The following is a 24,741-nucleotide window of genomic DNA, read 5'->3' on the forward strand; positions in this document are numbered from 1 at the left end:
GGGAGTTGAGGACGCCGTGCCCACTGTGCTGCTGTTGTCCACCGCCGACACGGACCTGCTCGCCGCGCGGGCCTGCGGGGCGTCCTACCGGATCGGCAACCCCGCGCGGGTCGACCCGGCCGAGGAGCTGCCCGCGCTGCTCGCGGGCGCGGACCTCGCGGTCGTACGGCTGCTGGGCGGGAAGCGCGCCTGGGAGGACGGGCTCGCCGTGCTCAAGGCGTCCGGGGTGCCGACGGTGCTGCTGGGCGGGGAGGCGGTGCCGGACGCCGAGCTGATGGCCGAGTCCTCGGTGCCCGCCGGGGTCGTCGCCGAGGCGCTGCGCTATCTCGTGGAGGGCGGTCCGGAGAACCTCGCGGAACTCGCGCGCTTCCTCTCGGACACGGTGCTGTTCACCGGCGAGGGCTTCACCGGGCCGCGTGCGATGCCCGCGTACGGCGTGCACGGGGCGTACGCGCACGTCGAGGGCCGGCCCACGGTCGGGGTGCTCTTCTACCGGGCGCACGAGCTGTCGGGCAACACGGGTTTCGTGGACACGCTGTGCGCGGCGATCGAGGAGCGCGGAGCCAACGCCCTCCCGGTGTACTGCGGTTCGCTGCGCGGCGCCGACCCGGAGCTGTACGCGCTGCTCGCCCACGCCGACACGCTGGTCGCGACGGTGCTCGCGGCGGGCGGCGCGCACGCCTCGGAGGCGAGCGCCGGGGGCGACGAGGAGGCGTGGGACATCGGGGAGCTGGCCACTCTCGACATCCCGGTGATCCAGGGCCTGTGTCTCACCTCCTCGCGCGCGACCTGGCTCGCCTCGGACGCGGCGCTCAGCCCGATGGACGCGGCGATGCAGGTCGCGATCCCCGAGTTCGACGGGCGGATCGTGTCGGTCCCGTTCTCCTTCAAGGAGCAGGGCCCCGACGAGGTGCCCGTGTACGTGGCGGACCCCGAGCGCGCGGCGCGGGTCGCGGGGATCGCGTACCGGCACGCGGCGCTCACGCACAAGCCGAACGCCGAGAAGAAGCTCGGCCTGGTCTTCACGGCGTACCCGACGAAGCACTCGCGGGTCGGCAACGCGGTGGGCCTGGACACCCCGGCCTCGGCGGTGCGGGTCCTCGACGCGCTGCGCGAGGCGGGCTACGGCGTGGACGGGCACCCCGACAACGGGGACGAGCTGATCCACCGGCTGATCGCGGCCGGCGGGCACGACGTGGAGTGGCTGACCGAGGAGCAGTTGGCCGCCGCGCCCGCCCGGGTGCCGCTCGCCGACTACCGGGCCTGGTTCGACCGGCTGGACGCGGAGCTGCGGGACGGGATGCTGGAGGCGTGGGGCGAGCCGCCCGGCTCCCTCTACGTCGACGGGGACGACATCGTGCTGGCCTCGCTCCAGTTCGGGAACGTCGTCGTGATGATCCAGCCGCCGCGCGGTTTCGGTGAGAACCCCATCGCGATCTACCACGATCCGGACATGCCGCCCTCGCACCACTACCTGGCCGCGTACCGCTGGCTGGAGGCGCAGCCGTCCGAGGGCGGCTTCGGCGCGGACGCCGTCGTGCACATGGGCAAGCACGGCACGATGGAGTGGCTGCCCGGCAAGGGCCTGGGGCTGAGCGCGGGCTGCGCGCCCGACGCGGTGCTCGGGGAACTGCCGCTGGTCTACCCGTTCATCGTCAACGACCCGGGCGAGGGGACGCAGGCGAAGCGGCGCGGGCACGCGACGGTCGTGGACCATCTGGTGCCGCCGATGGCGCGCGCCGACACCTACGGCGACCTCGCGAAGCTCGAACAGCTCCTGGACGAGTACGCGTTGGTGTCCGACCTGGACCCGGCCAAGGCCCCGGCGGTGCGCGCGCAGATCTGGACGCTCATCAAGGCGGCCGAGCTGCACCACGACCTGCACCTCGAAGAGCAGCCGGACGACGAGGACTTCGACGAGTTCGTGATGCACGTCGACGGCTACCTGTGCGAGATCAAGGACGTGCAGATCCGCGACGGGCTGCACATCCTGGGCGGCGGCCCGGTCGGCGAGGCGCGCGTCAACCTCGTCCTCGCGGTGCTGCGGGCCTCGCAGGTGTGGGGCGGTCAGGCCAACGCCCTGCCGGGGCTGCGGGCCGCCCTGGCCGAGCACTTCGGGCTGGTGGAGAAGGAGTTGCTTGCCGAGCCGGGCGCCGCCGTGAAGGTCCCGGCCGGGCTGAGCGCCCTGGTCGAGGGTCCCGCCCGCACCGGCGCCGACGCGATCGACCTGCTGGAGCAGGTGTGCCGGCGTTTCGCGCAGGGCATGGAGGAGCGCGGCTGGGAGCTGTCGGCCGTCCGGCCGCTGGTCGCCGAGGTGCTGGGCGCCGAACTGCCGGACGCGGTGGCGGTGCTGGGCTTCGCGTGCGAGGAGGTCGTGCCGAGGCTGGCGCGCACCACGGACGAGATCGACCACATCCTGCGCGCGCTGCGCGGCGGCTTCGTACCGGCGGGGCCCTCGGGTTCGCCGACGCGCGGACTGGTCAACGTCCTGCCGACGGGCCGCAACTTCTACTCCGTCGACCCGAAGGCGATCCCCTCGCGCCTGTCCTGGGAGGTCGGGCAGTCCCTCGCTCACTCGCTGATCGCCCGCTACCTCACGGACACCGGCGCGTACCCGAAGTCGGTGGGCCTGACCGTGTGGGGCACCTCGGCGATGCGCACCCAGGGCGACGACATCGCGGAGATCCTGGCGCTGCTGGGCTGCCGCCCGGTGTGGGACGACGCCTCGCGCCGCGTCACGGGTTTCGAGATCGTGCCCGCCGAGGAGCTGGGCCGGCCGCGGATCGACGTGACGGTGCGCATCTCGGGCTTCTTCCGGGACGCCTTCCCGCACGTCGTGGGTCTCATCGACGACGCGGTGCGCGCGGTCGCCGAACTGGACGAGGGCCCCGAGGTCAACTACGTACGGGCGCACGCCGACGAGGACACCGCCGTCCACGGCGACCGGCGGCGCGCGACGGCCCGGGTCTTCGGCTCGAAGCCGGGCGCGTACGGGGCCGGTCTGCTGCCGCTGATCGACGCCCGCAACTGGCGCACCGACGCCGACCTCGCCGAGGTGTACGCGGTGTGGGGCGGCTACGCGTACGGGCGGGGCCTGGACGGCCGGGCGGCGCGCGGGGACATGGAGACGGCGTTCCGGCGCATCTCGGTCGCGGCGAAGAACGTGGACACCCGCGAGCACGACCTCGTGGACGCCGACGACTACTTCCAGTACCACGGCGGCATGGTCGCGATGGTGCGGCACCTGACGGGCGAGTCCCCCGAGGCGTACGTCGGGGACAGCGCGACCCCGGACCAGGTGAAGACACGCACGCTGGGCGAGGAGACGCACCGGGTGTTCCGCGCCCGGGTCGTCAACCCGCGCTGGATGGCGGCGATGCGGCGGCACGGCTACAAGGGCGCCTTCGAGATGGCGGCCACGGTGGACTACCTCTTCGGCTACGACGCGACGGCGGGGGTGGTGGACGACTGGATGTACGAGAAGTTGTCCGCCGAGTACGTCTTCGACCCGGAGAACCAGGAGTTCATGAAGAAGTCGAACCCCTGGGCGCTGCGCGGCATCACGGAGCGCCTGCTGGAGGCGGCGGAGCGGGGGCTGTGGGCGGAGCCGGACCAGGCGACCCTGGACCGGTTGCGGGAGACGTACTTGCAGCTCGAAGGCGAACTCGAAGGTGAACTCGAAGGTGAAGGTGACGCGTGATGACCAGCCCAGCGGGCGCCGGGACGACGACGGCGCATTTCCCGTTCACGGCGGTGGTGGGCCAGGACGACCTGCGCCTGGCCCTGCTGCTCAACGCGGTCTCCTCGCGGGTCGGCGGGGTGCTGGTGCGCGGCGAGAAGGGCACCGCCAAGTCCACGGCGGTGCGCGCTCTTTCGGCGCTCATGCCGGAGGTGCCCGTGGTCCCGGGCTGCCGGTTCTCCTGCGATCCGGCGGCGCCCGACCCGCACTGCCCGGACGGCCCGCACGAGGCGGGGGCGCGGCTCGCCCGTAAGGCCCGCATGGTGGAGCTGCCCGTCGGCGCCTCCGAGGACCGTCTGGTGGGCGCCCTCGACATCGAGCGGGCCCTGTCGGAGGGCGTGAAGGCCTTCGAGCCGGGGCTGCTCGCGGACGCGCACCGGGGCGTCCTGTACGTCGACGAGGTCAACCTGCTGCACGACCACCTCGTCGACCTGCTGCTGGACGCCGCCGCGATGGGCGCCTCGTACGTCGAGCGCGAGGGCGTCTCCGTACGGCACGCCTCGCGGTTCCTCCTCGTGGGCACGATGAACCCCGAGGAGGGCGAGCTGCGCCCGCAGTTGCTCGACCGTTTCGGGCTGACCGTGGAGGTCGCCGCGTCCCGTGAGACGGACCAGCGTGTCGAGGTCGTCAAGCGGCGCATGGCGTACGAGGACGACCCGGCCGGTTTCGCGGCGCGTTTCGCCGCACAGGAGAACGCGCTGCGGTCCAGGATCGTCGCGGCCCGCGCGCTGCTGCCGCACGTGCGGCTCGGGGACGCGGCGCTGCGCCAGATCGCCGCGACCTGCGCGGCCTTCGAGGTGGACGGGATGCGCGCGGACATCGTGATGGCGCGCACCGCGACGGCGCTCGCCGCGTGGGACGGGCGCGAGGACGTCATGGCGGAGGACGTGCGGCAGGCCGCGCTGCTCGCGCTGCCGCACCGCAGGCGCCGCAACCCCTTCGACGCGCCGGGGCTGGACGAGGACAAGCTCGACGAGGCGCTGGAGCAGTCGGCCGGCCAGGACCAGGAGCCCGAACCCGACCCGGACGGGCCCGGCGGTCCGGAGGGCGACGGCGGGGGCGGGGTGCCGCCGCAGGGGCAGGGGCCGGACGCGGAGCCGGGCGAGTCCCCGGGCGAGGAGTCCGGCGCCTCGGCTCCGGCCGCCCCCGAGCCCTCCCAGGACGCCGAGGGAAAAGGATCGGCGGGCGCGGCTGACCAGCCCGCCGCCCGCGCCTCGGAGCCCTTCCGTACGAAGACGCTGAGCGTTCCCGGTCTCGGCCAGGGGGCGGCGGGGCGCAGGTCCCGGGCGCGTACCGAGCACGGGCGGACGACCGGTGCGCGCCGTCCGCGCGGCGGGGCCCTCGGGAAGCTGCACCTCGCGGCGACCGTCCGGGCCGCCGCGCCGCACCAGCGGGCGCGGGGCCGCAGCGGCACCGGGCTGATCGTGCGCCGGGACGATCTGCGGCAGGCGACGCGGGAGGGCCGTGAGGGCAATCTCGTGCTGTTCGTCGTGGACGCCTCGGGTTCGATGGCGGCCAGGCAGCGGATGAGCGCCGTGAAGGGAGCGGTGCTCTCGCTGCTGCTCGACGCCTATCAGCGGCGCGACAAGGTGGGCCTGGTGACCTTCCGGGGCCGCGAGGCGACGCTCGCGCTGCCGCCCACGTCCTCGGTGGACGCGGCGGCGGCCCGGCTGGAGAGCCTGCCGACCGGGGGCCGTACGCCGCTCGCGGCCGGTCTGCTGAAGGCGCACGAGGTGCTGCGCGTGGAGCGGCTGCGGGACGCCTCGCGGCGCGCGCTGCTCGTGGTGGTGACCGATGGGCGGGCGACGGGCGGGCCTGACCCGGTCGCGTTGGGCTCTCGCGCCGCGCGACTGCACGCGGCCGAAGGGGTCGCCTCGGTGGTCGTGGACTGCGAGTCGGGGCCGGTGCGGCTCGGGCTCGCCGGGGCGCTCGCGCGTGAACTGGACGGTACGGCAGTGACGTTGGACGAGTTGCGGGCGGATTCCATCGCCGGGCTCGTGAGGGAAGTACAGGGCCCGCGGGGCCCGAGGAGGGCCGCTTAAGTGCCGCAGGGAAAACCGGCCGTGGTGCCGGACGACGGGCTCACGACCCGGCAGCGCCGCAACCGTCCGCTGCTCGTCGTGCACACGGGCGTCGGCAAGGGGAAGTCGACGGCGGCCTTCGGTCTCGCGCTGCGAGCGTGGAACCAGGGCTGGCCGATCGGGGTGTTCCAGTTCGTCAAGTCCGCGAAGTGGAAGGTGGGCGAGGAGAACGCGCTCAAGGTGCTGGGCGCCTCCGGCGAGGGCGGCGCCGTCGCGTGGCACAAGATGGGCGAGGGCTGGTCCTGGGTCCAGCGCGACCGGCAGTTCTCCAACGAGGAGGCGGCCCGCGAGGGCTGGGAGCAGGTCAAGCGGGACCTGGCCGCGCAGACGCACCGGCTGTACGTGCTCGACGAGTTCTCGTACCCGATGCACTGGGGCTGGGTGGACACCGCCGAGGTGGTCGAGGTCCTGCGGGAGCGGCCGGGCAACCAGCACGTCGTGATCACCGGGCGCAACGCGCCGCAGGAGCTGCTGGAGGCGGCCGATCTCGTGACGGAGATGACGAAGGTCAAGCACCCGATGGACGCGGGGCAGAAGGGCCAGCGGGGCATCGAGTGGTGACCGCCTCGCACCCGGCCGCGCCGCCCGCCTCGCACCCGGCCGCGCCGTCCGCCGCTCCCGTCCTCCTCCCGCCGCGTCTGGTGGTCGCCGCTCCGTCCTCCGGCAGCGGGAAGACCACGGTCGCGACGGGGCTGATGGCGGCGTTCGCGGCGGCGGGCCTGTCCGTGTCCCCGCACAAGGTGGGCCCGGACTACATCGACCCCGGCTACCACGCGCTCGCGACCGGGCGGCCGGGCCGCAATCTCGACGCGTACCTGTGCGGCACCGAGGCGCTCGCCCCGCTGTGCGCGCACGCGGCGGCCGGGGCGGACCTCGCCGTGGTCGAGGGTGTGATGGGGCTGTACGACGGGGCGGCGGGCCAGGGCGAACTGGCCTCGACGGCGCAGGCCGCGAAGGTGCTGGGCGCGCCGGTCGTCCTCGTCGTGGACGCCTCCGCGCAGTCCCGTTCGGTGGCGGCGCTCGTGCACGGTTTCGCGTCCTTCGACCCGGAGGTGCGGATCGGCGGGGTGATCCTCAACAAGGTCGGCTCGGACCGGCACGAGGAGTTGCTGCGCGCCGCGCTCGACGAGTCGGGGGTGCCGGTACTCGGGGTGCTGCGCAGGACCGCTGAGCTGTTCACGCCGTCCCGGCACCTGGGTCTGGTCCCGGCGGCGGAGCGGCGGGCCGAGGCGCTGGAGGCGGTCGCGGCGCTCGCCGGGCACGTACGGGCGGGCTGCGACCTGGACGCGCTGCTGCGGCTCGCCCGGTCGGCGCCGCGGCAGAGTGTCGCGCCGTGGCGGCCGGAGGGCGCGCAACCGGTGGCCGGTCCCCGGCCGGTCGTCGCGGTCGCCGGCGGGCCCGCGTTCACCTTCTCGTACGCCGAGCAGGCGGAGGCGCTGACGGCGGCGGGCGCCGAGGTCGTGACCGTGGACCCGCTGCGCGACGAGGCGCTGCCCGAGGGGACACGGGCGCTCGTGATCGGCGGCGGTTTCCCCGAGGTGTACGCGCCCGAGCTGTCCGCGAACGCGCCGCTGCGCGCGAGCGTGGCGCGGCTGGCGCGGGCCGGGGCGCCGGTCGCGGCGGAGTGCGCGGGGCTGCTGTACCTCGCGCGTTCGCTGGACGGGGCCCCGATGTGCGGGGTGCTGGAGGCGCAGGCGCGGATGACGGAGCGGCTGACGCTGGGCTACCGCGAGGCGGTCGCGGTGTCGGACAGTGTGCTCGCCGTGGCGGGCACGCGGGTGCGGGGCCACGAGTTCCACCGCACGGTGCTGGACCCGGGGGCGGGCGAGTCGCCGGCCTGGGGGCTGCGGCAGCCGTCGGCGCGGGTCGAGGGCTTCGTACGGGACGGGGTGCACGCGAGTTATGTGCACACGCATCCGGCGGGGCTGCCGGGGTCGGCCCGGCGGCTGGTCGAGAGCGCGCGGCGGTGGCCGGCGGAGAGGGGTGCGGTATGAGCAGGCTGGTCGGTGTCGGGGTCGGTCCCGGCGATCCCGAGCTGCTGACGGTGAAGGGGGTGCGCGAGCTGCGGGAGGCGGCGGTCGTCGTGGTGCCCGTGATGGCGGGGCCGGACGGCCGGGACCTCGGGGAGCCGGGCCGCGCCGAGGCGACGGTGCTGCACCACGTGCCGGCCGAGCGGGTCGTGCGGGTCGTGTTCGCGCTCAACGAGCGCGCCGACCGGGCGCGCCGCGAGGCGGCCTGGGACGCGGCGGGCGAGCGGGTCGTGGGCCTGCTGCGGGAGCGGGGCCCGGTGGCCTTCGCGACGATCGGCGACCCCAACGTGTACTCGACCTTCCACTACCTCGCGCAGACCGTGCGGCGGGCGCTGCCGGACACGGAGGTCGCGACGGTGCCGGGCATCACGGCGATGCAGGACCTCGCGGCGCGGTCCGGGGCGGTGCTCGCCGAGGGCACGGAGCCGCTCACGCTGGTGCCGGTGACGGCGGGTTCGGCGGTGCTGAAGGAGGCCCTGGAGGGTCCGGGCACGGTCGTGGCGTACAAGTTCGGGCGGCTCGCGGGTGAGGTGGCGGGCGCACTGCGGGAGACGGGCCGTCTTGAGGGCGCCGTGTGGGGGTCCTCGCTGGGACTGGACGGGGAGTCGATCCGGCCGGCCGCCGAACTGTCCGGGGAGCCGCTGCCGTATCTGTCGACGCTCATCGCCCCGGCCCGCCGGACGGGCGGACGCGGGGAGAAACTGTGAGCGCCGCCGCCCCGGCCGCCTCCCGCCGCGCCCGCGCCTCACTCGCCGGCCGCGCCGATCACGAGCCACATGAGGGCGACGCCCGCGATGGTGCACAGCAGTGTCGAGCGGGCGGGGTGGCTGTGGCTGGCCTCGGGCAGGATCTCGGCGGCGGCGATGTACAGCAGGACGCCGCCGAAGAAGCCGAGATAGCAGGCGAGCGCTTGGCCCGGAATGGTGAACAGCAGCGTCGAGGCGGCCCCGGCCACGGGCGCCACCGCGTCCGCGCCGAGCATCGCGAGGGCCTTGCGGCGCGCGTTCCCGTAGGCCCGGGTGATCGTGTACGTGTTGAAGCCGTCGGCGAAGTCGTGGCTGATCACGGCGAGCGCGACGGTGAAGCCCATCGCGCTGTCCACCTGGAACGAGGCGCCGATCGCGACGCCGTCGGCGACGCTGTGCCCGACCATCGCGCAGGCGGCGCCGATCCCGACCTGGGGCGCCTGTCCGGGGTCCTGGGCGCCGTGCGCGGCCTGGCGCAGGGCGAGCAGCCGTTCCACGACGTGGGCGGTGAGGAAGCCGGCCACGAACAGCAGGAGCGCGGCGGGCACGCCCCACACCTTCTGCCCGGCGCCCTCGACGGCCTCGGGCAGCAGGTCGAGGCCGACGACGCCGAGCATGAGGCCCCCGGCGAAGCCGAGGACGAGGTGGCGCCGGTCGGTGACGTGGTGGGCGGCCCAGCCGCCGACCAGCGTCATCACGAAGGAGCCCAGCGCGACGAGCACGACCATGCCTCCTTGCTAGCCGACTGAGGGGCGCGGCGCACTTCCTTCCGGGTGATGTCACCCCAGCCGCGCACGGACGTCCCCCGGACGCGACGCGCAAGTCCCCCGTTACACCCCTACGAGTTCCCGTCAAGAGTCAAGAGTGAGGACCCCGATTCCCATGGCCGCTGCCCCCACCGGCAAGGTGACCTTCGTCGGCGCAGGCCCCGGCGCCGCCGATCTGCTGACGTTCCGCGCCGCGCGGGCCATCGCCGAGGCCGATGTCGTGATCTGGGCGGCGAGTCTCGTGCAGGCCGAGGTCCTGGAGCACGCCCGCGAGGGCGCCGAGATCCTGGACTCGGCGGCGCTGTCGCTGGAGGACGTGGTCGCCGTGTACGAGCGGGCGGCGGCCGAGGGCCTGCGGGTGGCGCGGGTGCACTCGGGCGATCCGGCGCTGTGGGGCGGTACGCAGGAGCAGGTCGACCGGTGTGCGGAGCTGGGCGTCGAGGTGGAGATCGTGCCGGGCGTGTCCTCGTTCTCGGCGGTCGCGGCGCTCGCGCAGCGGGAGCTGACGATCCCGGAGGTCGCGCAGTCGGTGATCCTGACCCGGCTGGGCGGCGGGAAGACGCCGATGCCGCCGGGCGAGGAGGTGCGGGAGTTCGCGCGGCACGGCACGACGATGGCGCTGTTCCTGTCGGCGGCCCGTTCCGGTCAGCTCGTGAAGGAGCTGCTGGAGGGCGGCTACCCGACGTCCACCCCGGTCGTCGTCGCGTACCAGGCGACCTGGCCCGAGGAGCTGCTCGTGCGCTGCACGATCGGGACACTGGAGGAGACCGTCAAGGAGCACCGGCTGTGGAAGCACACGCTGTTCCTGGTGGGCCCGGCGCTCGACGCGAGCGGCACCCGTTCGCACCTGTACCACCCGGGTCACTTCCACGGTTTCCGGCGCGCGGACCCCGAGGCGCGGCGCGCGCTGCGGGCGGCGCGCGCGGAGGGCGGTACGCCGTGATCACCGTGGTGGGTACGGGCACGGGGGCGCCGTTCGATCCGGACGTGCGGGCCCGGCTCGCGGCCGCCTCGCTCGTGGTGGGCGCGGCCCGGCACCTGGAGGCGGCGGGGCTGTCTTCGGAGGCGGAGCGGATCGTGCTGGGGCCGCTGGCCCCGGCGCTGGACACGCTGGCCGCCCATGTGGCGGGCGGCGCCGACGCGCTCGTCCTGGCCTCGGGCGACCCGGGCTTCTTCGGCGTCGTGCGGGTGCTCGCCGAGCGGTTCGGGCGCGCGGCGCTCGACGTACGGCCCGGGGTGTCCTCGGTCGCCGCGGCCTTCGCCCGGGTGGGGCTGCCGTGGGAGGACGCGGTGGTGGTGAGCGCGCACGGCAGGGCGCTGCGCACGGCGGTCAACCTGTGCCGGGCGGGGGCGAAGACGGCGGTGCTGACCGGTCCGGGGGCGGGCCCCGCCGAACTGGGCGCGGCCCTGCTCGGCTGGCCGGAGCGGACCCTGGTGGTGGCGAGCGCGCTGGGCGATCCGGAGCGGGAGCGGGTCGAGCGGCTGACGCCCGCGCAGGCGGCCGGGCGGGAGTGGGACGCGGTGAGCGTCGTGCTGTGCCTGGCCCCGTCGGCGCTGGAGCCGGGGCCGGTGTCGACGGTCGCGGGCGGTCCGGGCGCGGGGAGCGGGCCGTGGGCGCTGCCCGAGGAGGAGTTCGGGCACCGCGCCTCGATGATCACGAAGTTCGAGGTGCGGGCGCTCGCGCTGGCCCGGCTCGCACCGCGCCCCGGCGACCTGGTGTGGGACGTGGGCGCCGGTTCGGGCTCGGTCGCCGTGGAGTGCGCGCGGCTGGGCGCCGCCGCCGTGGCCGTCGAGAAGTCGGCGGACGGGGTGGCGCTGGTGCGTCGCAACGCGGCCGCGCACGGGGTCGGCCTGCTCGCCGTGCACGGGGCGGCACCGGCCGCGCTGGCCGGACTGCCGGACCCGGACGCGGTGTTCGTGGGCGGCGGCGGGGCACAGCTGCCGGAGATTTTGCGGGCCTGCGCGCGGCGCGGGCCGCGCACGGTGGTCGTGGCGATGGCGGCGCTGGAGAGGGTGCCCGCCGCCCGGCTCGCGCTCGCGCGGGCCGGTTACGCGGTGGAGGGGGTGCAGCTCCAGTCTTCGCGGCTGGCCCCGCTGCCGGGCGGGGTGACGCGGCTCGCGGCCGGCAACCCGGTGTTCCTGCTGTGGGGCGAGCGGGCCGCGGACGGGGACGCGGCCCGGACGGAAAAAACGCAGAACGCAGAACGAGAAGGAGTGACCCTGTGACCGGGACTTCACCCGAGAGCGCCCCGGGCACGGGCGCCCGGCCGGGGCCCGAACGGCCCCCCGTCGTCGGCCTGGTGTGGGCCACGGCCGCCGGGGAGCGCGCCGCCGGGCGGCTGGCCGCCGCGTGGCCGGGCCGGACCCGGACGTACGAGGGCGCCTCCGTACGGGAGTCGCTCGCCTCGGCGTTCGCGCAGTGCGAGCGCGTCGTGTGCTTCCTCGCGACGGGCGCCACCGTACGGCTGCTGGCACCGCTGCTCGTGGACAAGGCGAGCGATCCGGGCGTGGTGTGCGTGGACGAGGCGTCCCGGTTCGCGGTGGCGCTGCTCGGCGGGCACGGCGGCGGCGCGAACGCGCTGGCCGAGGAGGTCGCCGAGGTGCTGGGCGCGCGGCCCGTGGTGACGACGGCGACCGACGCGCGCGACGTCCCCGGCCTGGACACGCTCGGGCTGCCCGTCGAGGGCGATGTCGCCGGGGTGAGCCGCGCGGTGCTGGACGGCGAGCCGGTGCGGCTGGCCCGCGACACCGGCTGGCCGCTGCCCGCGCTGCCGCCGAACGTGGCCGCGGACGCCCCGGGCCCGGCCGTCCTGCGGGTGAGCGACCGGGCCCTGGCCCTCTCCGAGGGCACGGCCGTGCTGCGGCCGCCGTCCCTGGTCGTCGGGGTCGGCGCATCGAAGGGCGCGCCCGCCGAGGAGGTGTACGGGCTGGTGCTCGACGCGCTCGCCGGGGCGGGGCTCTCTGCGGCCTCGGTGGCGGCGCTCGTCACGGTCGACGCGAAGGCCGGGGAGCCGGGGGTGCTGGCCGCCGCCGAACGGCTCGGCGTCCCCCTGCGGACGTACGCGGCCGAGGAGTTGGCGGCCGTGCGGGTACCGAACCCCTCGGACGCTCCGCTCGTGGCGCTCGGCACGCCCTCGGTCGCGGAGGCCGCCGCGCTCGCGGGCGGCGGTGAACTCCTCGTCCCGAAGCGGAAGTCGGCTCCTGAGGGCCGGGCGGCGATGGCGACCTGCGCGGTCGTGCGGCGGCCGGTGCGCGGGCGGCTCGCGGTCGTCGGGCTCGGGCCGGGGGCGCGGGACCTGCTGACGCCGCGCGCGAAGGGCGAACTGCGGCGCGCGGCCGTGCTGGTGGGCCTGGACCAGTACGTGGACCAGATCCACGACCTGCTTCGCCCGGGCACCGTGGTGATCGAGTCGGGTCTGGGCGCCGAGGAGGAGCGCGCGCGCACGGCGGTGGCCGAGGCCCGCGCCGGGCGGGCCGTGGCGCTCATCGGCTCGGGGGACGCCGGGGTCTACGCGATGGCCTCGCCCGCGCTCGCGGAGGCCGGGGACGACATCGACGTGGTGGGCGTGCCGGGGGTGACGGCGGCGCTGGCCGCCGGGGCCCTGCTGGGCGCGCCGCTGGGCCACGACCACGTGTCGATCAGCCTGTCCGACCTGCACACGCCGTGGGAGGTCATCGAGCGGCGGGTGCGCGCGGCGGCCGAGGCGGATCTCGTGGTGACCTTCTACAACCCGCGCAGCCGGGGCCGCGACTGGCAGTTGCCGAAGGCGCTCGCCCTGCTCGCCGCGCACCGCAGGGGGAGCACTCCGGTCGGTGTCGTGCGCAACGCCTCGCGGCCGGACGAGTCGGCGCGCGTCACGTCGCTCGCGGCGCTCGACCCGGCGAGTGTCGACATGATGACCGTCGTGACGGTCGGCAACACCGCGACCCGCGAGATCGCCGGGCGCATGGTGACCCCGCGCGGCTACCGCTGGCAGAGCACGGAGGCCGGGCGATGAGCGGCGCCGAGCGGGCGGGGCGTCCCGCGTGGGAGCGTCCCGTGCACCCCATCGAGGTCGAGTCCTACCGGCGGATGCGGGCCCGGCTCGACACGACGGGTCTGCCGCCGCTGTCCCGGGCCGTCGTGGAGCGCGTCGTGCACGCGGCCGCCGACCTCGCGTACGCCGAGGACCTCGTGGTGGACGAGGCGACGCTGGCGCCCGCGCACGCGGCGCTGCACGCGGGCGCCCCGGTCGTCACGGACGTCGCGATGGTCGCGGCGGGCATCACGCGCCGCGCCACCGTGTGCCGGCTGCCCGAGGCCCGGCCGGGCCCGGGGCTGACGCGTTCCGCGCACGCCGTGCGGCTGGCCTTCGAGGAGGTCGGCCCGGGCGCGCTGTGGGTCGTCGGCAACGCGCCGACGGCGCTGGAGGAACTGCTCCTGCTGGATGCCGGGCCCGCTCTCGTGATCGGGCTGCCCGTCGGTTTCGTCGGCGCCGTCGAGTCGAAGGCGGCGCTGCGCGCGAGCGGGCTGCCCGCCGTCAGCAACCTCTCGGAGAAGGGCGGTTCGGCGGTCGCGGCCGCCGCGCTGAACGCCCTCCTGTACCACCCCCTCACCACTGACCCGGAGAACGTACTGTGACTGCCCCCGCGCAGGCCCCCGCCCTGTTGATCGCCGGACACGGCACCCGTGACGAGGGCGGCGCCGAGGCGTTCCGCTCGTTCGTCGCGAAACTCGCCGAACGCCACCCCGGACTGCCCGTAGCGGGCGGCTTCATCGAACTGTCGCCGCCGCCGCTCACCGAGGCGGTCGGCTCTCTCGTGGAGCGCGGGGTGCGCCGCTTCGCCGCCGTCCCGCTCATGCTGGTGTCCGCCGGGCACGCGAAGGGCGACATCCCCGCGGCGCTGGCCCGCGAGAAGGAGCGCCACCCGGGCCTGAGCTACACGTACGGCCGTCCGCTGGGCCCGCACCCCTCGCTCCTGAAGGTCCTGGAGCGGCGGATCGACGCGGTGCTCGACGGGGCGGACCGCTCCCAGGTGACGGTCCTGCTGGTGGGGCGCGGCTCGACCGACCCGGACGCGAACGCCGAGGTGTACAAGGCGGCCCGGCTGCTGTGGGAGGGCCGGGGCTACGCGGGCGTGGAGACGGCCTTCGTGTCGCTCGCCGCGCCGGACGTGCCGGCCGGTCTGGACCGCTGTACGCGGCTGGGCGCGCGCCGGATCGTGGTGCTGCCGTACTTCCTGTTCACCGGCGTCCTCCCGGACCGGGTGCGGCGGCAGGCGGCGGACTGGTCGGCCGCGCACCCGGGGGCCGAGGTGGCCACCGCCGACGTCATCGGCCCGGCCGAGGAACTGCTCGACCTCGTGTGGGAGCGGTACGAGGAGGCGGCCGGGGAGGGGGTCCGGATGAACTGCGACTCCTGCGTGTACCGCATCGCGCTGCCGGGCTTCGAGGACAAGGTGGGCGCCCCGCAGCAGCCGCACTTCCACCCGGACGACGACGGCCACCACCACGGGCACGGCCACCACCACGCGCACTCCCATGCGCACTGAGCGGGGCGCCGGGCCGTACGATCTGCGCCACCACGGCGACGCGGAGGTGCGCGACGCGGGCGGGGGGCCGCTGACGGATCTGGCGGTGAACGTCCGCACCGGCACTCCCCCGCCGTGGCTGCGGGAGCGGATCGCGGCCTCGCTGACCGCTCTGGCCGCCTATCCGGACGGGCGGGCGGCGCGGGCGGCGGTCGCGGCGCGCCACGGACTGCCGCCGGAGCGCGTGCTGTTGACGGCGGGCGCGGCGGAGGGCTTCGTGCTGCTCGCGCGGGCGCTGCGGGCGCACCACGCGGTCGTCGTGCACCCGCAGTTCACCGAGCCGGAAGCCGCGCTGCGGGAGGCGGGGGTGCGCGTGGAGCGGGTGGTGCTGCCCCGCGAGGACGGGTTCCGGCTCGATCCGGGGCGCGTGCCCGCGTCGGCGGACCTGGTGGTGCTCGGCAACCCGACCAACCCCACCTCGGTCCTGCACCCGGCGCGGGCGGTGACGGCGCTGGCCCGTCCGGGGCGCACGCTCGTGGTGGACGAGGCGTTCATGGACGCGGTGCCGGGCGAGCGGGAGTCGCTCGCCGCCCGCACCGACGTGCCCGGCCTCGTGGTGCTGCGCAGCCTCACCAAGACGTGGGGGCTCGCGGGCCTGCGGATCGGCTACGTCCTCGCGGAGCCGGGCACGGTGGCGCTGCTGGAGTCGGCGCAGCCGCTGTGGCCGGTGTCGAGCCCGGCGCTGGTCGCGGCCGAGGCGTGTTCGGCCGCCCCCGCGCTGGCGGAGGCGGCGGCGGCGGCCCGCGCGGGCGCCCGGGACCGCGCCTTCCTCGCGGCGGGCCTCGCGAACTGCCCGGGCGTCACGGTCGCGGGCCCCGCCGAGGGCCCGTTCCTGCTCGTACGGCTGCGGGGTGCCGCGGCGGTGCGGGAGCGGCTGCGCGCGGCCGGTTTCGCGGTGCGGCGCGGGGACACCTTCCCCGGACTGGACGAGGACTGGCTGCGCATCGCGGTCCGCGACCGGCCCACGAGCGAGCGGTTCCTCGCGGCGCTGGGGAAGGTGCTGGCGGCCGGGTGACAATGACGGGCCGTCGGCCCGGCGCGCCCGCTCGGCGTCAGGACAGGGAGGCCCCCTGACCGTCGGGCGGGCCGTCGTCGGGCCCCGGCGGGGGCAGTTCCGCCGCGAGCCGCAGCAGCGCCTCGTCCGTGCCGGGCGCGCCGACCAGGCACAGTCCGACAGGGCAGCCGTCCACCCGGCCCGCGGGCACCGTCACGGCGGGCAGTCCGGCGAGGGGCGCCAGGCACGTCAGGCGCAGCAGCGCGGACCGGGCGGCGGAGGCGGTGCCGCTCTCGTGCGGACCGTCGATGCCGCGCAGTGGTGCCCGCCGGCCGCCGGGGCGCACGGCGGGCGCGAGGCGGGGCGTCGTGGGGACGGCGAGCACCGCACCGCCCTGGAGGGTCCGCAGCAACAGGTCCCGGACGCCGCGCTGTTCGCGCCGGGCGGCGGCCACCTCGTCCCTCGTCAGGCGCGCGGCCAGGCCCCAGCGCGCGGCGACGCCCGGCCCGAACAAGGGGCCTTCGCGGGAGATCCAGCTTCCGTGGGCTTCCCACGCCTCGGCGGCCTGCACGGTGGAGAACGCGCGCTGCGCGCGTGCCCATGCCTGCGTCGCGGGGAACTGCGCCGTCCGGTCGGGCGCCAGGCGCGCCGCGAGCAGGCCGGCCAGCGGGGCGAGCGTCTCGTGCACGCCCCGCTCGGCGGTCTGCCACAGGTCCTCGGGGATCAGCAGTCGCCGTGGCTGCGTCGGCTCCGGCGCCCCGCTCAGCAGGGCGTCGGCGCCCGCGCGGGCGGCGGGCCATCAGTCCGGGCACGTCGAAGGACGGTGCGAGCGGCACCGCGCCCGTGCGGTCGGTGCGGGCGTGCGTCGGGCGCAGCGCGTACAGCCCCGTCCACGCGGCGGGCACCCGGATGGACCCCGCCGTGTCCGTCCCCAGCCCCAGATCGGCGAGGCCCGCGGCGACCGCGGCGGCCGTACCGCTGGAGGAGCCGCCGACGGTGCGCCCGGGCGCGGCGGGGTTGCGGACCGCGCCGTAGTGGCCGTTGGTGCCGCCGAGGCTGTAGGCGAGTTCGTCGGTGTGCGCGATGCCCCCGACCGACGCGCCCGCGGCGGTCAGCCGCGCGAGCGCGTCCGCGTCGCGGGCGGGCGCCGCGTGGGTCTCCCGCCACCGCGGGTGCCCGGCGCCGGTGGGGGTCCCGGCCACGGCGAAGACGTCCTTCACCGCGAGCCGTACGCCGTTCAGCGGCCCTTCCCCGGACGGCGGTCGCGGCCTGGACCACGGCACGTACGGGTCGAGCAGCGGCCGGGGGGCACGGGGGTCCCCGGGCTCTTCGGGAGAGCGGGGCGAGAGACGGGGTTCGTGGGGCGAGAGGGTCATGCGGGCCTGCTCAGGTGCAGCGGGGCCAGATCGGCCTTCGACAGACGGCAGTGCACGCCCTTGACCAGATCGACCACCTGGGAGACGTGGAAGTCGGCCGCCGCGCTGAGGTAGGCGAGCGCCACCGGCCCGGGTATGCCGCAGCGGTGGTCCAGGAAGGTGAGCGCGTCGCGGACCGCGTGCTTCATGGCCTCGTCCAGATCCTCGTCCAGGCCGAGCACCAGGTGCTCGTCCGCCGTCTCGGCGAACGGCGCGCGCAGCGCGGCGGCCAGGGCGCGGTCGGCCGCGCCACGGTGCAGGGTGAGCCGCAGGGTGGCGCGCAGCGGCGCCTCGAACGCGGTGAGCGCGACCTCGCCGTCGCCTTGCGAGAAGTGCGGGTCACCCGCGTAGAACAGCGCCTGCGGCACCTGCACGGGGAGGTGCAGCCGGGCGCCCTCGCCGAGCAGCCGTACGTCGAGATTGCCCCCGTGCCGCCCCGGCGGGACGGAGTGCACCGGTGCGCCGGTGTCCGGGGCCACCCCCATGATCCCGAGGAACGGCCGCAGCGGGAAGGCGAGTTCACGCCCGTCGCCGACGGGCAGCCGGCCCCGGCCGTCCTCGCCGACCATGGCGACGAGGCTGACCGGCGGCACGGGCTCGCCCCGCGGATGGCCGGCCGGGGCGAGCGGGTACTCGCCCGGCAGCGCACCCCGGGCGTGGCGGCTGCTCACGACGCCGTAGTCCGTGCGCCGCCGCAGCCTCAGCACCTCGACCTCCAGGACGTCGCCGGGGCGGGCGCCGCGTACGGCGACGGGGCCGGTGACCACGTGCGGACCGTGTACGACCGGGTCGTGCGGATACGGCCCCGCGGCCAACTCGACCGTGTCGTGCAGGAGATCACCGCGCGGGATACCGGCCGCGCCGAAGAAGGCGGCCGGGTCGCGTCCCTGGTCGCCCAGGATCCCCTCGTGACTGATGGTGTCGAGCGTGACCGACGTGCCGGAGTCCACGGTGAGCACCGGTGTGCTGTCGGCGTTGGGCAGCAGGCCCCAGTGGACGGCGGCAGGGTCGGCGCCGAGATAGCGGTCGCCGTCGACGGGGCCCTGTCCCCGTTGCAAGGTCAGCATGGTCCAAGACGCTCGCACGGCGGGGTTTCCGAGGAGTTACAGCGGGCGCACACCCCTGCTGCGGCGAGTGCGCCGACCGAAACACGCGGTCTGTATACAGGATCCCGACCACGGCCGGGCGGGATCGGTACCGCCCTCGCCTCCCCTGCCCCGCCCCTGCCCAGGAAGGGATGACGCATGGCCGACCTGATCCTGCGCAACGCCCGCCCCGAACGTTCCTCGCGCACCGTGGACATCGCGGTCACCGACGGCCTCGTGAGCGCTCTCGGGCCCGCGCTGCCCCAGACCGCGGCCGAGGAGATCGAGTGCGCGGGCCGCGTCGTCCTCCCGGGCCTGATCGAGTCCCATCTCCATCTCGACAAGGCGCTCCTGGACGAGCGGAGGCCGAACCCGGACGGCAGCCTGGACGGCGCGATCAGTGTCACCGGTGAGCTCAAGAAGGGGTTCACGGCCTCCGACGTGCGGACCAGGGCCCGCACGGTCGTCGAGCGCGCCGTCACGCACGGCACCACGCTCATCCGGGCGCACCCGGACGTCGACCCGATCGTCGGCCTGCTGGGCGTCGACGTGCTGACCGGCCTGCGCGAGGAGTACCGCGACGTGGTCGACCTGCAGATCGTCGCCTTCCCCCAGGAGGGCATCCTCCGCGCCCCGGGCACGCTGGAACTGCTGCGCGAGGCCATGCGCCGGGGCGCCGACGTCGTCGGTGGCTGCTCGTACAACGAGGCGACCGCCGAGGACTGCCGGCGCCACGTCGACCTCGTGTTCCAGTTGGCGCGGGAGTTCGGCGCGCCCGTGGACATCCACGCCGACTTCGCCGACGACGCCTCCGACCCGCGTTACGACCTCGCCGGGTACATCGCGGACACGACCCGCGAGACGGGCTGGTCCGGCCGGGTCGCGCTCGGCCACATGACCGCGCTCGGCGGCCGTCCGCCAGCGGAACGCTCCGTGCTCCTGCGCTCCCTCGCCGAGGCCGGAGTGGCCGTGGTGCCCCTGCCCGCGACCGACGTGTTCCTCGGCGGACGGCGGGACGACACCGCCGTACGCCGCGGGGTCGCCCCCGTGCGCGAGCTGTGGGAGCACGGTGTCACCACGGCCTACTCCTCCAACAACATCCGCAACGCCTTCACCCCGTACGGCACCGCCGATCTGCTGGACGTCGGCCTGTTCCTCGCCCAGACGGGGCACCTGTCGGGCGCCGAGGACCTCGCCCGCGTGGTGCACATGGCGACCCACGGGGCGGCGAGCGTCGTGGGGGTGGCGGACCGGTACGGGCTGCGCCCCGGCGCCGCCGCCGACCTCGTCGTCCTCGACACGACCCGCTTCGACGACGTCCTCCTCGACCGGCCGGCCCGCCTGTACGTCCTCAAGTCCGGCCGGGTGGTGGCCCGCACCCGGACCACCACCGAACTGCTCCACCACTGAACGACGCGCGCGAGTCCGAGGCGCGTGACGGCGCGCGCCTTTTCAGCCCGCGGTCCGCAGCCCGTCCCCCTCACCCAGGAGGCCCCGGATATGAGCAGCTCAGCCCCACGTGAACGCGTCCCGCACGAGATCGTCGCCTCCGTACTGGCCGGACTCACCGCCTTCATCGGTGGCACGGCGCTGCACCTGCCGCCCTGGGCCGTCTTCATCGGCTGGGCGGGCACGTTCCTGCTCGGCGGCCCCGGGCTCGTGAACGCGAAACGGCTCTGGGCGGCGATGCCGGCCGGTGCCACGTTCGCCCTCGTCATCGTGCTGGTCGAGAACCAGGCCGGCACGGCCTTCGGCGAGGGCCAGACCGCCCGGAACACCTTCCAGGCGCTGGTGATCCTGGTCGTCAACTCCTGCCTCATGTACGCGGGGCGGCTGCGTCTGCTGTCCCTGATACCGGGGATGTTCCTCGGCTTCGCCTCGTACTTCGCCACCTACTACGGCGGGTTCGGCTTCGACACGGGCAACGCGTGGGCCGCGTGGGCCAGTGTGGTGGCGATGAACGCGCTCGGACCCGTCTTCGCCTACCTCTCGCTCCGGCTCACCTTCCCCGTACGGGCCGAGCCCGCGCAGGACGGCGACCGGTCGCGGCCCGCCCCCGCGGAGCCCGCGACTCACGTCGCCGGCCACTGAGGGGCGGACAGCCGCGTCAGCCCCGCCTCCCCCGCGTGCGGGAGCGGGCCAGTACGACGGCGCCCGCTCCGGCGATCAGCAGGGCGGCGGCGCCTCCCGCGACGTACGGGGTGGCCGAACTGCCGCCGGTCTCGGCGAGGTTGTCGCCGCTGCCGGTCGCCTTGGCCCCGGCCGCGCCCTGCGCCTTGGGCTCGGTGGCCGGCTTCCCGCCCTCGTCCTCGGTGCCGGGGGCGGGCTGTTCCCCGGCGGGCGTGGGGGTGGCCGACTCCTGCGGGGCCGGGCCGGCGGTCCCGCTCTCCGTGGGGCTCTCGCAGGTGGCGCCCGCCAGGGTCACAGTGCCCTCGACCTTGGCGACGTTGAGCTTCAACGGGTTGACGGACACGTGCAGTTCGAGCGCCGAGGCGGCCGCCGTGCGCGAGGTCGTGGAGCGTTTCGACAGGTCGAGGGCGACCTCGCCGACGCCGGGTACGTCGACCCGCGTGGTGCCGCCGGCCGAGAGCCGCACCGTCTTGCCGAGGACCTTCACGTGGCCGAGCACGTTCGACTCGGCCACCGGCTGCCCGCCGCTCTCGCACAGGGCCCGCGAGGTGACCTTCTCTACCTCGACGAGCGACAGCAGCGGGAGGCCGGGCAGGTGGACGCGGGCCCGTGCCAGATTGGTGTGTCCCTCGGCCCTGCGGCCGTCGACGGTCGCGTCGGCCGTGGCGGCCTCGGCGCTCAGCATGCTGAAGGGCTTTCCGTGGTCCACCCCGTCCAGCCGGGCGGTGAGCGCGGTCTCCTCGGCGCTGTGCGGGGCCCGCACCTCGTTCAGGGAGACGTCGAGCGGCACGTCGACACCGTCGTCGGCCAGCGAGACGTGGAGACCGGCCCGCAGGACGACGGCACTCGCCTTCCCGCCGTGCCCGTCCGTCGCGTGCGCGCTCGCCGCCGTCGCCAGGACCGAGGGAACGGCGGTCAGCACAACGGCCGTCGAGGCGGCGGCGAGACGGCGTGCGGGCAGGCCGAAGGTGTTGCTGTTCACGATGGTGGGACCCCCACAAGAGACATGGAGCCACCGGCGCGCTTTGAGGACTCGGGGCGCCGGCGACGTCGATGCGGGAATCCTGGCGGACGGGCACCGATATGGCGTCAACTTGACGCCACGTCACCCTAAAGGGGGGTTTCCGTGTCAATGTTCGAAATCAGTGGTGCCTGGTGGCGCAGGCGTTCGCCCACATCCCGGCCCGGTCACCCTCCCGTGGGGGCACGAATGGGAGAAGGGTGTGCGCCGGGCCGCCCTCGCCTCTACCCCACCACCGCCCCGTTCAGCACGATGCGGCGCGGGGCGCTCAGGACGCGGACGTCGGCGCGCGGGTCCGCCTCGTACACGACGAGGTCGGCCGGGGCGCCCTCGGTGAGGCCGGGGCGGCCGAGCCAGGCGCGGGCCTCCCATACGGCGGCGGAGAGGGCGGCGGTCGTGGGCAGTCCCGCGCGCACCAGCTCCGCGACCTCCTCGCCGACCAGCCCGTGCGGGATGCTGCCGCCCGCGTCGGTGCCCGCGTAGATCCGCACACCCGCGTCGTAGGCGGCCCGCACGGTCTCGTAGCGGCGTTCGTACAACCGCCGCATATGGGCCGACCAGCGCGGGAACTTGCCCTGACCGCCGTCCGCGAGCCGGGGGAAGGTGGCGATGTTGACGAGGGTCGGGACGATCGCGACGCCGCGTTCGGCGAACAGCGGGATGGTGTCCTCGGTGAGCCCCGTCGCGTGTTCGACGCAGTCGATCCCGGCCTCGACGAGGTCGGTCAGCGAGTCCTCCGCGAAGCAGTGCGCGGTGACCCGGGCGCCCAGCCGGTGCGCCTCCGCGATCGCCGCCGCCACCTCGCCGCGCGGCCAGCAGGCCGTCAGGTCGCCCGCCTCCCGGTCGATCCAGTCGCCGACCAGCTTGACCCAGCCGTCGCCGCGCCGGGCCTCCCGTGCGACGTACGCGACCAGGTCCGCCGGCTCGATCTCGTGGGCGAAGTTGCGGATGTAGCGGCGGGTGCGCGCGATGTGCCGGCCGGCCCGGACGATCTTCGGCAGGTCCGGACGCTCGTCCGTCCAGTGCGTGTCGGAGGGGGAACCCGCGTCGCGCAACAGCAGGGCGCCCGCGCCGCGTTCGGCCAGCGCCTGCTTCTCGGCCTCCTCGCGCGGGATCGCGCCGTGCGCGTCGAGTCCGACGTGGCAGTGCGCGTCGACCAGTCCGGGCAGCGCCCAGCCCTCGACGGTGCGCACGTCCCGCGCCCCGGCCGGGCGGGTGAAGCTGACCCGCCCTCCCACGACCCACAGGTGGTCACGGACGTCCTCGGGCCCGACGAGTACGGCCCCCTTCACGTGCAGCACCGGGTCAACGCTCATGCGGGCACTGTAGAGGGGCGTGGGCGGCGCGCTCGTGGCGGGCGTCCGCCCGCGGCGGGCGGACCGTCGAACGGGCCGGGCGCCGCCCGGTGAGTACTCTCGACCACGGCAGCCGAACGAACCCGTGAGCGAAGAGAGCACGACCGTGACCCATCCTCTGCTGGACCTGACCCCTATGACCGCGGGGCGCTTCGCGGGCGTCGAACGCAAGGTCGCGGCCCTCCTCGGGCTCGACGCCGCGGCCCCCGGCGACCCGTACGAGCTGGTGATCATGCAGGGAGAGGCGCTGCTGCCCCTGGAGGGCTGCATCCGGGGCGTCGCGGGCCCCGGCACCGTCGCGCTCAACATCATCACCGGCCCCTACGGGCAGACCTTCGGGGACTGGCTGCGCGACTGCGGGGCCACGGTCTACGACCTCGCGGTGCCCTTCGACACGGCGGTCACCGCCGAGCAGGTGCGCGCGGCGCTCGCCCAGCAGCCGGACATCGACTTCGTCTCCCTCGTGCACGCGGAGGCGGCCACCGGCAACACCAACCCGGTCGCGGAGATCGGCGCCGTGGTGCGTGAGCACGGCGCGCTGCTCATGCTCGACGCGGTGGCCTCGGTCGGCGCGGAGCCGCTGCGGCCCGCCGAGTGGGGCGTGGACCTGTGCGTGATCGGGGCGCAGAAGGCGCTGGGCGGGCCGGCCGGGGTGTCGGTGGCGGCGCTCAGCGCGCGGGCCTGGGAGCGGCTGGAGCAGAACCCGCAGGCCCCCCGGCACTCGTACCTGTCGCTGCTGGACTGGAAGCAGCGCTGGATCGACGCGGGCCGCACGGCCCTGCCGCACGCGCCCGCCCAGTTGGAGATGCTCGCGCTCGACGCGTGCCTGGAGCGGTTCTCGGCGGAGGGTCCCGAGCTGGTCATGTCCCGGCACGCGCGGGCCGCCGCGGCGACCCGCGCGGGGGTGTCGGCGCTGGGCGGCGGGATCACGCCGTTCGTGACGGCGGCGCGGGACGCCGCCCCGGTCGCCACGACGCTGCGGGTGCCCGAGGGGGTCGACGCGGGCGAGCTGGTCGCGAAGGCCCTCGCGGGTGATTCGACGCTGCCGCTCGCGGCCGGCGGCGGGGTACTGGCCCGGGAGATGATCCGGGTCAACCACTACGGGCCGCTGGCCGCCGAGAACGTCGTGCGCTCGTGCGTCGCCGCGCTGGGCGAGGCGCTCGCCGAGACCGGCGGCGCCCCGGGCTCCGGCGTCAACGTACCGGCCGCCGAGGCGGCGGTCTCGGCCGCCTGGGGCGCGTCGCAGTAGGGACGGCACCGAAGACGCACACCGGGCCCGGCGGCCTGCGGGCCGCCGGGCCCTTCGCGTGCCGTGTCCCTTCGCGTGCGGTGCCCCCTACGCGGAGCCGCACCTCACTCGCCCGCACCGAGTCCTCGTCAGCACCGCGTTCTCGTCGACACCGCCCCGTCGCCGCGCGGGCGACTTCGCGCCCGCGCCAGGGGCCCGCGTGCACGCGCCGGGGCTTTCGTTCACGCGCCAGGTATACGCCGTAGATCACACGTACCCCGCCCCCGTACCCCCTAATCCCCTCCCCCTTGACACCGCCCATGAAATCCGTGTGAATGGAGAATAAGAAAGAAGGGCTAATTCACCGCAGCTTCCCATGAGCTTCTGCCCGCTTTCCCCGAGACTAAACGCCGAGTTTTACGCGACGGTCATACCCCGTAATTCGGACGTGTTCCGGGGACGTTACCCACTTGTGACGCATCCCACAAGCGGCCCCATTTGACCGGTATTACCCCCACAAACCACGCGTTTTCCCCGCCGTTTCGCGCGAGCCCGCACCCACGCCCGATAACACATCGA

General features: G+C 75.4%; 19 protein-coding genes and 1 pseudogene. 14 read left to right on the forward strand and 6 right to left on the reverse strand.

From position 1 onward, the window contains the following. Nucleotides 1-16 precede the first annotated feature (16 nt). From cobN to cobI, 5 genes are all read left to right on the forward strand, one after another. On the forward strand, nucleotides 17-3,700 hold the full coding sequence (cobN, locus tag AB0J21_RS12245) for a cobaltochelatase subunit CobN (protein ID WP_363145815.1): 3,684 nt from the start codon (nucleotides 17-19) through the stop codon (nucleotides 3,698-3,700). Next, nucleotides 3,700-5,781, forward strand: a complete 2,082-nt coding sequence (locus tag AB0J21_RS12250; RefSeq protein ID WP_363145816.1) for a putative cobaltochelatase — start codon at nucleotides 3,700-3,702, stop codon at nucleotides 5,779-5,781. The genes cobN and AB0J21_RS12250 overlap by 1 nt, the downstream gene beginning before the upstream one ends. Further along, nucleotides 5,782-6,381 (forward strand): cob(I)yrinic acid a,c-diamide adenosyltransferase, encoded by a 600-nt coding sequence (gene cobO / locus AB0J21_RS12255; RefSeq protein ID WP_363145817.1) that lies wholly within the window; start codon nucleotides 5,782-5,784, stop codon nucleotides 6,379-6,381. Nucleotides 6,382-6,458: 77 nt separating this feature from the next. Next, the gene (locus tag AB0J21_RS12260) at nucleotides 6,459-7,814 is read left to right on the forward strand and encodes a cobyrinate a,c-diamide synthase (RefSeq protein WP_363146227.1); all 1,356 of its coding nucleotides are present in this window, start codon (nucleotides 6,459-6,461) and stop codon (nucleotides 7,812-7,814) included. Then, nucleotides 7,811-8,557 (forward strand): precorrin-2 C(20)-methyltransferase, encoded by a 747-nt coding sequence (cobI, locus tag AB0J21_RS12265; RefSeq protein WP_363145818.1) that lies wholly within the window; start codon nucleotides 7,811-7,813, stop codon nucleotides 8,555-8,557. Before AB0J21_RS12260 ends, cobI begins: the two co-directional genes overlap by 4 nt. Before the next feature lie 38 nt (nucleotides 8,558-8,595). Here cobI and AB0J21_RS12270 read toward each other — a convergent pair whose 3' ends face one another. Continuing rightward, a complete protein-coding gene (locus AB0J21_RS12270; RefSeq protein ID WP_363145819.1) occupies nucleotides 8,596-9,324 on the reverse strand; it encodes a ZIP family metal transporter in 729 nt (242 codons plus the stop codon). Between the two features lie 154 nt (nucleotides 9,325-9,478). Here AB0J21_RS12270 and cobM point away from each other — a divergent pair, with 154 nt between their 5' ends. The 6 genes from cobM to cobC all read left to right on the forward strand — a co-directional run bounded on the left by cobM (nucleotide 9,479) and on the right by cobC (nucleotide 15,949). Continuing rightward, nucleotides 9,479-10,306: a precorrin-4 C(11)-methyltransferase gene (cobM, locus tag AB0J21_RS12275; RefSeq protein WP_363145820.1), complete on the forward strand. Its 828-nt coding sequence runs from the start codon at nucleotides 9,479-9,481 to the stop codon at nucleotides 10,304-10,306. Further along, the gene (gene cbiE / locus AB0J21_RS12280; RefSeq protein ID WP_363145821.1) at nucleotides 10,303-11,589 is read left to right on the forward strand and encodes a precorrin-6y C5,15-methyltransferase (decarboxylating) subunit CbiE; all 1,287 of its coding nucleotides are present in this window, start codon (nucleotides 10,303-10,305) and stop codon (nucleotides 11,587-11,589) included. Before cobM ends, cbiE begins: the two co-directional genes overlap by 4 nt. Before the next feature lie 74 nt (nucleotides 11,590-11,663). Further along, nucleotides 11,664-13,361 carry a precorrin-3B C(17)-methyltransferase gene (gene cobJ, locus AB0J21_RS12285; protein ID WP_363146228.1) on the forward strand — a complete coding sequence of 566 codons (1,698 nt, stop codon included), beginning with the start codon at nucleotides 11,664-11,666 and terminating at the stop codon, nucleotides 13,359-13,361. Continuing rightward, the gene (locus AB0J21_RS12290) at nucleotides 13,358-13,984 is read left to right on the forward strand and encodes a precorrin-8X methylmutase (RefSeq protein WP_363145822.1); all 627 of its coding nucleotides are present in this window, start codon (nucleotides 13,358-13,360) and stop codon (nucleotides 13,982-13,984) included. The genes cobJ and AB0J21_RS12290 overlap by 4 nt, the downstream gene beginning before the upstream one ends. After that, nucleotides 13,981-14,895, forward strand: a complete 915-nt coding sequence (locus AB0J21_RS12295) for a sirohydrochlorin chelatase (RefSeq protein ID WP_363145823.1) — start codon at nucleotides 13,981-13,983, stop codon at nucleotides 14,893-14,895. Before AB0J21_RS12290 ends, AB0J21_RS12295 begins: the two co-directional genes overlap by 4 nt. Next, the gene (gene cobC, locus AB0J21_RS12300; RefSeq protein WP_363145824.1) at nucleotides 14,885-15,949 is read left to right on the forward strand and encodes an Rv2231c family pyridoxal phosphate-dependent protein CobC; all 1,065 of its coding nucleotides are present in this window, start codon (nucleotides 14,885-14,887) and stop codon (nucleotides 15,947-15,949) included. Before AB0J21_RS12295 ends, cobC begins: the two co-directional genes overlap by 11 nt. Before the next feature lie 37 nt (nucleotides 15,950-15,986). Here cobC and AB0J21_RS12305 read toward each other — a convergent pair whose 3' ends face one another. The 3 genes and pseudogenes from AB0J21_RS12305 to AB0J21_RS12315 form a co-directional block, all read right to left on the reverse strand. After that, the gene (locus tag AB0J21_RS12305; protein ID WP_363145825.1) at nucleotides 15,987-16,616 is read right to left on the reverse strand and encodes an amidase family protein; all 630 of its coding nucleotides are present in this window, start codon (nucleotides 16,614-16,616) and stop codon (nucleotides 15,987-15,989) included. Nucleotides 16,617-16,770: 154 nt separating this feature from the next. Next, nucleotides 16,771-17,304 (reverse strand): annotated as a pseudogene (locus AB0J21_RS12310) (amidase family protein); the annotation flags it as partial. After that, nucleotides 17,301-18,410, reverse strand: coding sequence for an acetamidase/formamidase family protein (locus tag AB0J21_RS12315; protein WP_363145826.1), 1,110 nt, complete (start codon nucleotides 18,408-18,410; stop codon nucleotides 17,301-17,303). The pseudogene AB0J21_RS12310 and the gene AB0J21_RS12315, both read right to left, overlap by 4 nt. Nucleotides 18,411-18,587: 177 nt before the next feature. Between AB0J21_RS12315 and AB0J21_RS12320 the strand changes: the two genes are divergently transcribed. Both AB0J21_RS12320 and AB0J21_RS12325 read left to right on the forward strand, forming a co-directional pair. Further along, nucleotides 18,588-19,838 (forward strand): amidohydrolase family protein, encoded by a 1,251-nt coding sequence (locus AB0J21_RS12320; protein WP_363145827.1) that lies wholly within the window; start codon nucleotides 18,588-18,590, stop codon nucleotides 19,836-19,838. 90 nt (nucleotides 19,839-19,928) lie between these two features. After that, nucleotides 19,929-20,519 (forward strand): DUF1097 domain-containing protein, encoded by a 591-nt coding sequence (locus AB0J21_RS12325; RefSeq protein ID WP_363145828.1) that lies wholly within the window; start codon nucleotides 19,929-19,931, stop codon nucleotides 20,517-20,519. 16 nt (nucleotides 20,520-20,535) lie between these two features. Here the strand turns inward: AB0J21_RS12325 and AB0J21_RS12330 are convergent, their stop codons facing one another. Together AB0J21_RS12330 and AB0J21_RS12335 are read right to left on the reverse strand one after the other, a co-directional pair. Then, complete coding sequence (locus AB0J21_RS12330; protein WP_363145829.1) at nucleotides 20,536-21,540, reverse strand: SCO1860 family LAETG-anchored protein; 1,005 nt, start codon at nucleotides 21,538-21,540, stop codon at nucleotides 20,536-20,538. A gap of 263 nt (nucleotides 21,541-21,803) precedes the next feature. Further along, nucleotides 21,804-22,895, reverse strand: a complete 1,092-nt coding sequence (locus tag AB0J21_RS12335; RefSeq protein ID WP_363145830.1) for an amidohydrolase family protein — start codon at nucleotides 22,893-22,895, stop codon at nucleotides 21,804-21,806. A 145-nt stretch (nucleotides 22,896-23,040) separates the two neighbouring features. Between AB0J21_RS12335 and AB0J21_RS12340 the strand changes: the two genes are divergently transcribed. Then, nucleotides 23,041-24,183 carry an aminotransferase class V-fold PLP-dependent enzyme gene (locus tag AB0J21_RS12340; RefSeq protein WP_363145831.1) on the forward strand — a complete coding sequence of 381 codons (1,143 nt, stop codon included), beginning with the start codon at nucleotides 23,041-23,043 and terminating at the stop codon, nucleotides 24,181-24,183. Nucleotides 24,184-24,741: the final 558 nt, after the last annotated feature.

This window comes from Streptomyces sp. NPDC049954, from assembly GCF_040656295.1.
Classification (GTDB): Bacteria; Actinomycetota; Actinomycetes; order Streptomycetales; family Streptomycetaceae; genus Streptomyces.

Bases quoted from the DNA above. Each gene is read 5' to 3' on its own strand.
- AB0J21_RS12250 (WP_363145816.1), top strand. From the start codon at position 3,700: ATGACCAGCCCAGCGGGCGCCGGGACGACGACGGCGCATTTCCCGTTC.
- cobI (WP_363145818.1), top strand. From the start codon at position 7,811: ATGAGCAGGCTGGTCGGTGTCGGGGTCGGTCCCGGCGATCCCGAGCTG.
- AB0J21_RS12270 (WP_363145819.1), bottom strand. From the start codon at position 9,324: ATGGTCGTGCTCGTCGCGCTGGGCTCCTTCGTGATGACGCTGGTCGGC.
- cobM (WP_363145820.1), top strand. From the start codon at position 9,479: ATGGCCGCTGCCCCCACCGGCAAGGTGACCTTCGTCGGCGCAGGCCCC.
- AB0J21_RS12290 (WP_363145822.1), top strand. From the start codon at position 13,358: ATGAGCGGCGCCGAGCGGGCGGGGCGTCCCGCGTGGGAGCGTCCCGTG.
- cobC (WP_363145824.1), top strand. From the start codon at position 14,885: ATGCGCACTGAGCGGGGCGCCGGGCCGTACGATCTGCGCCACCACGGC.
- AB0J21_RS12315 (WP_363145826.1), bottom strand. From the start codon at position 18,410: ATGCTGACCTTGCAACGGGGACAGGGCCCCGTCGACGGCGACCGCTAT.
- AB0J21_RS12320 (WP_363145827.1), top strand. From the start codon at position 18,588: ATGGCCGACCTGATCCTGCGCAACGCCCGCCCCGAACGTTCCTCGCGC.
- AB0J21_RS12325 (WP_363145828.1), top strand. From the start codon at position 19,929: ATGAGCAGCTCAGCCCCACGTGAACGCGTCCCGCACGAGATCGTCGCC.
- AB0J21_RS12335 (WP_363145830.1), bottom strand. From the start codon at position 22,895: ATGAGCGTTGACCCGGTGCTGCACGTGAAGGGGGCCGTACTCGTCGGG.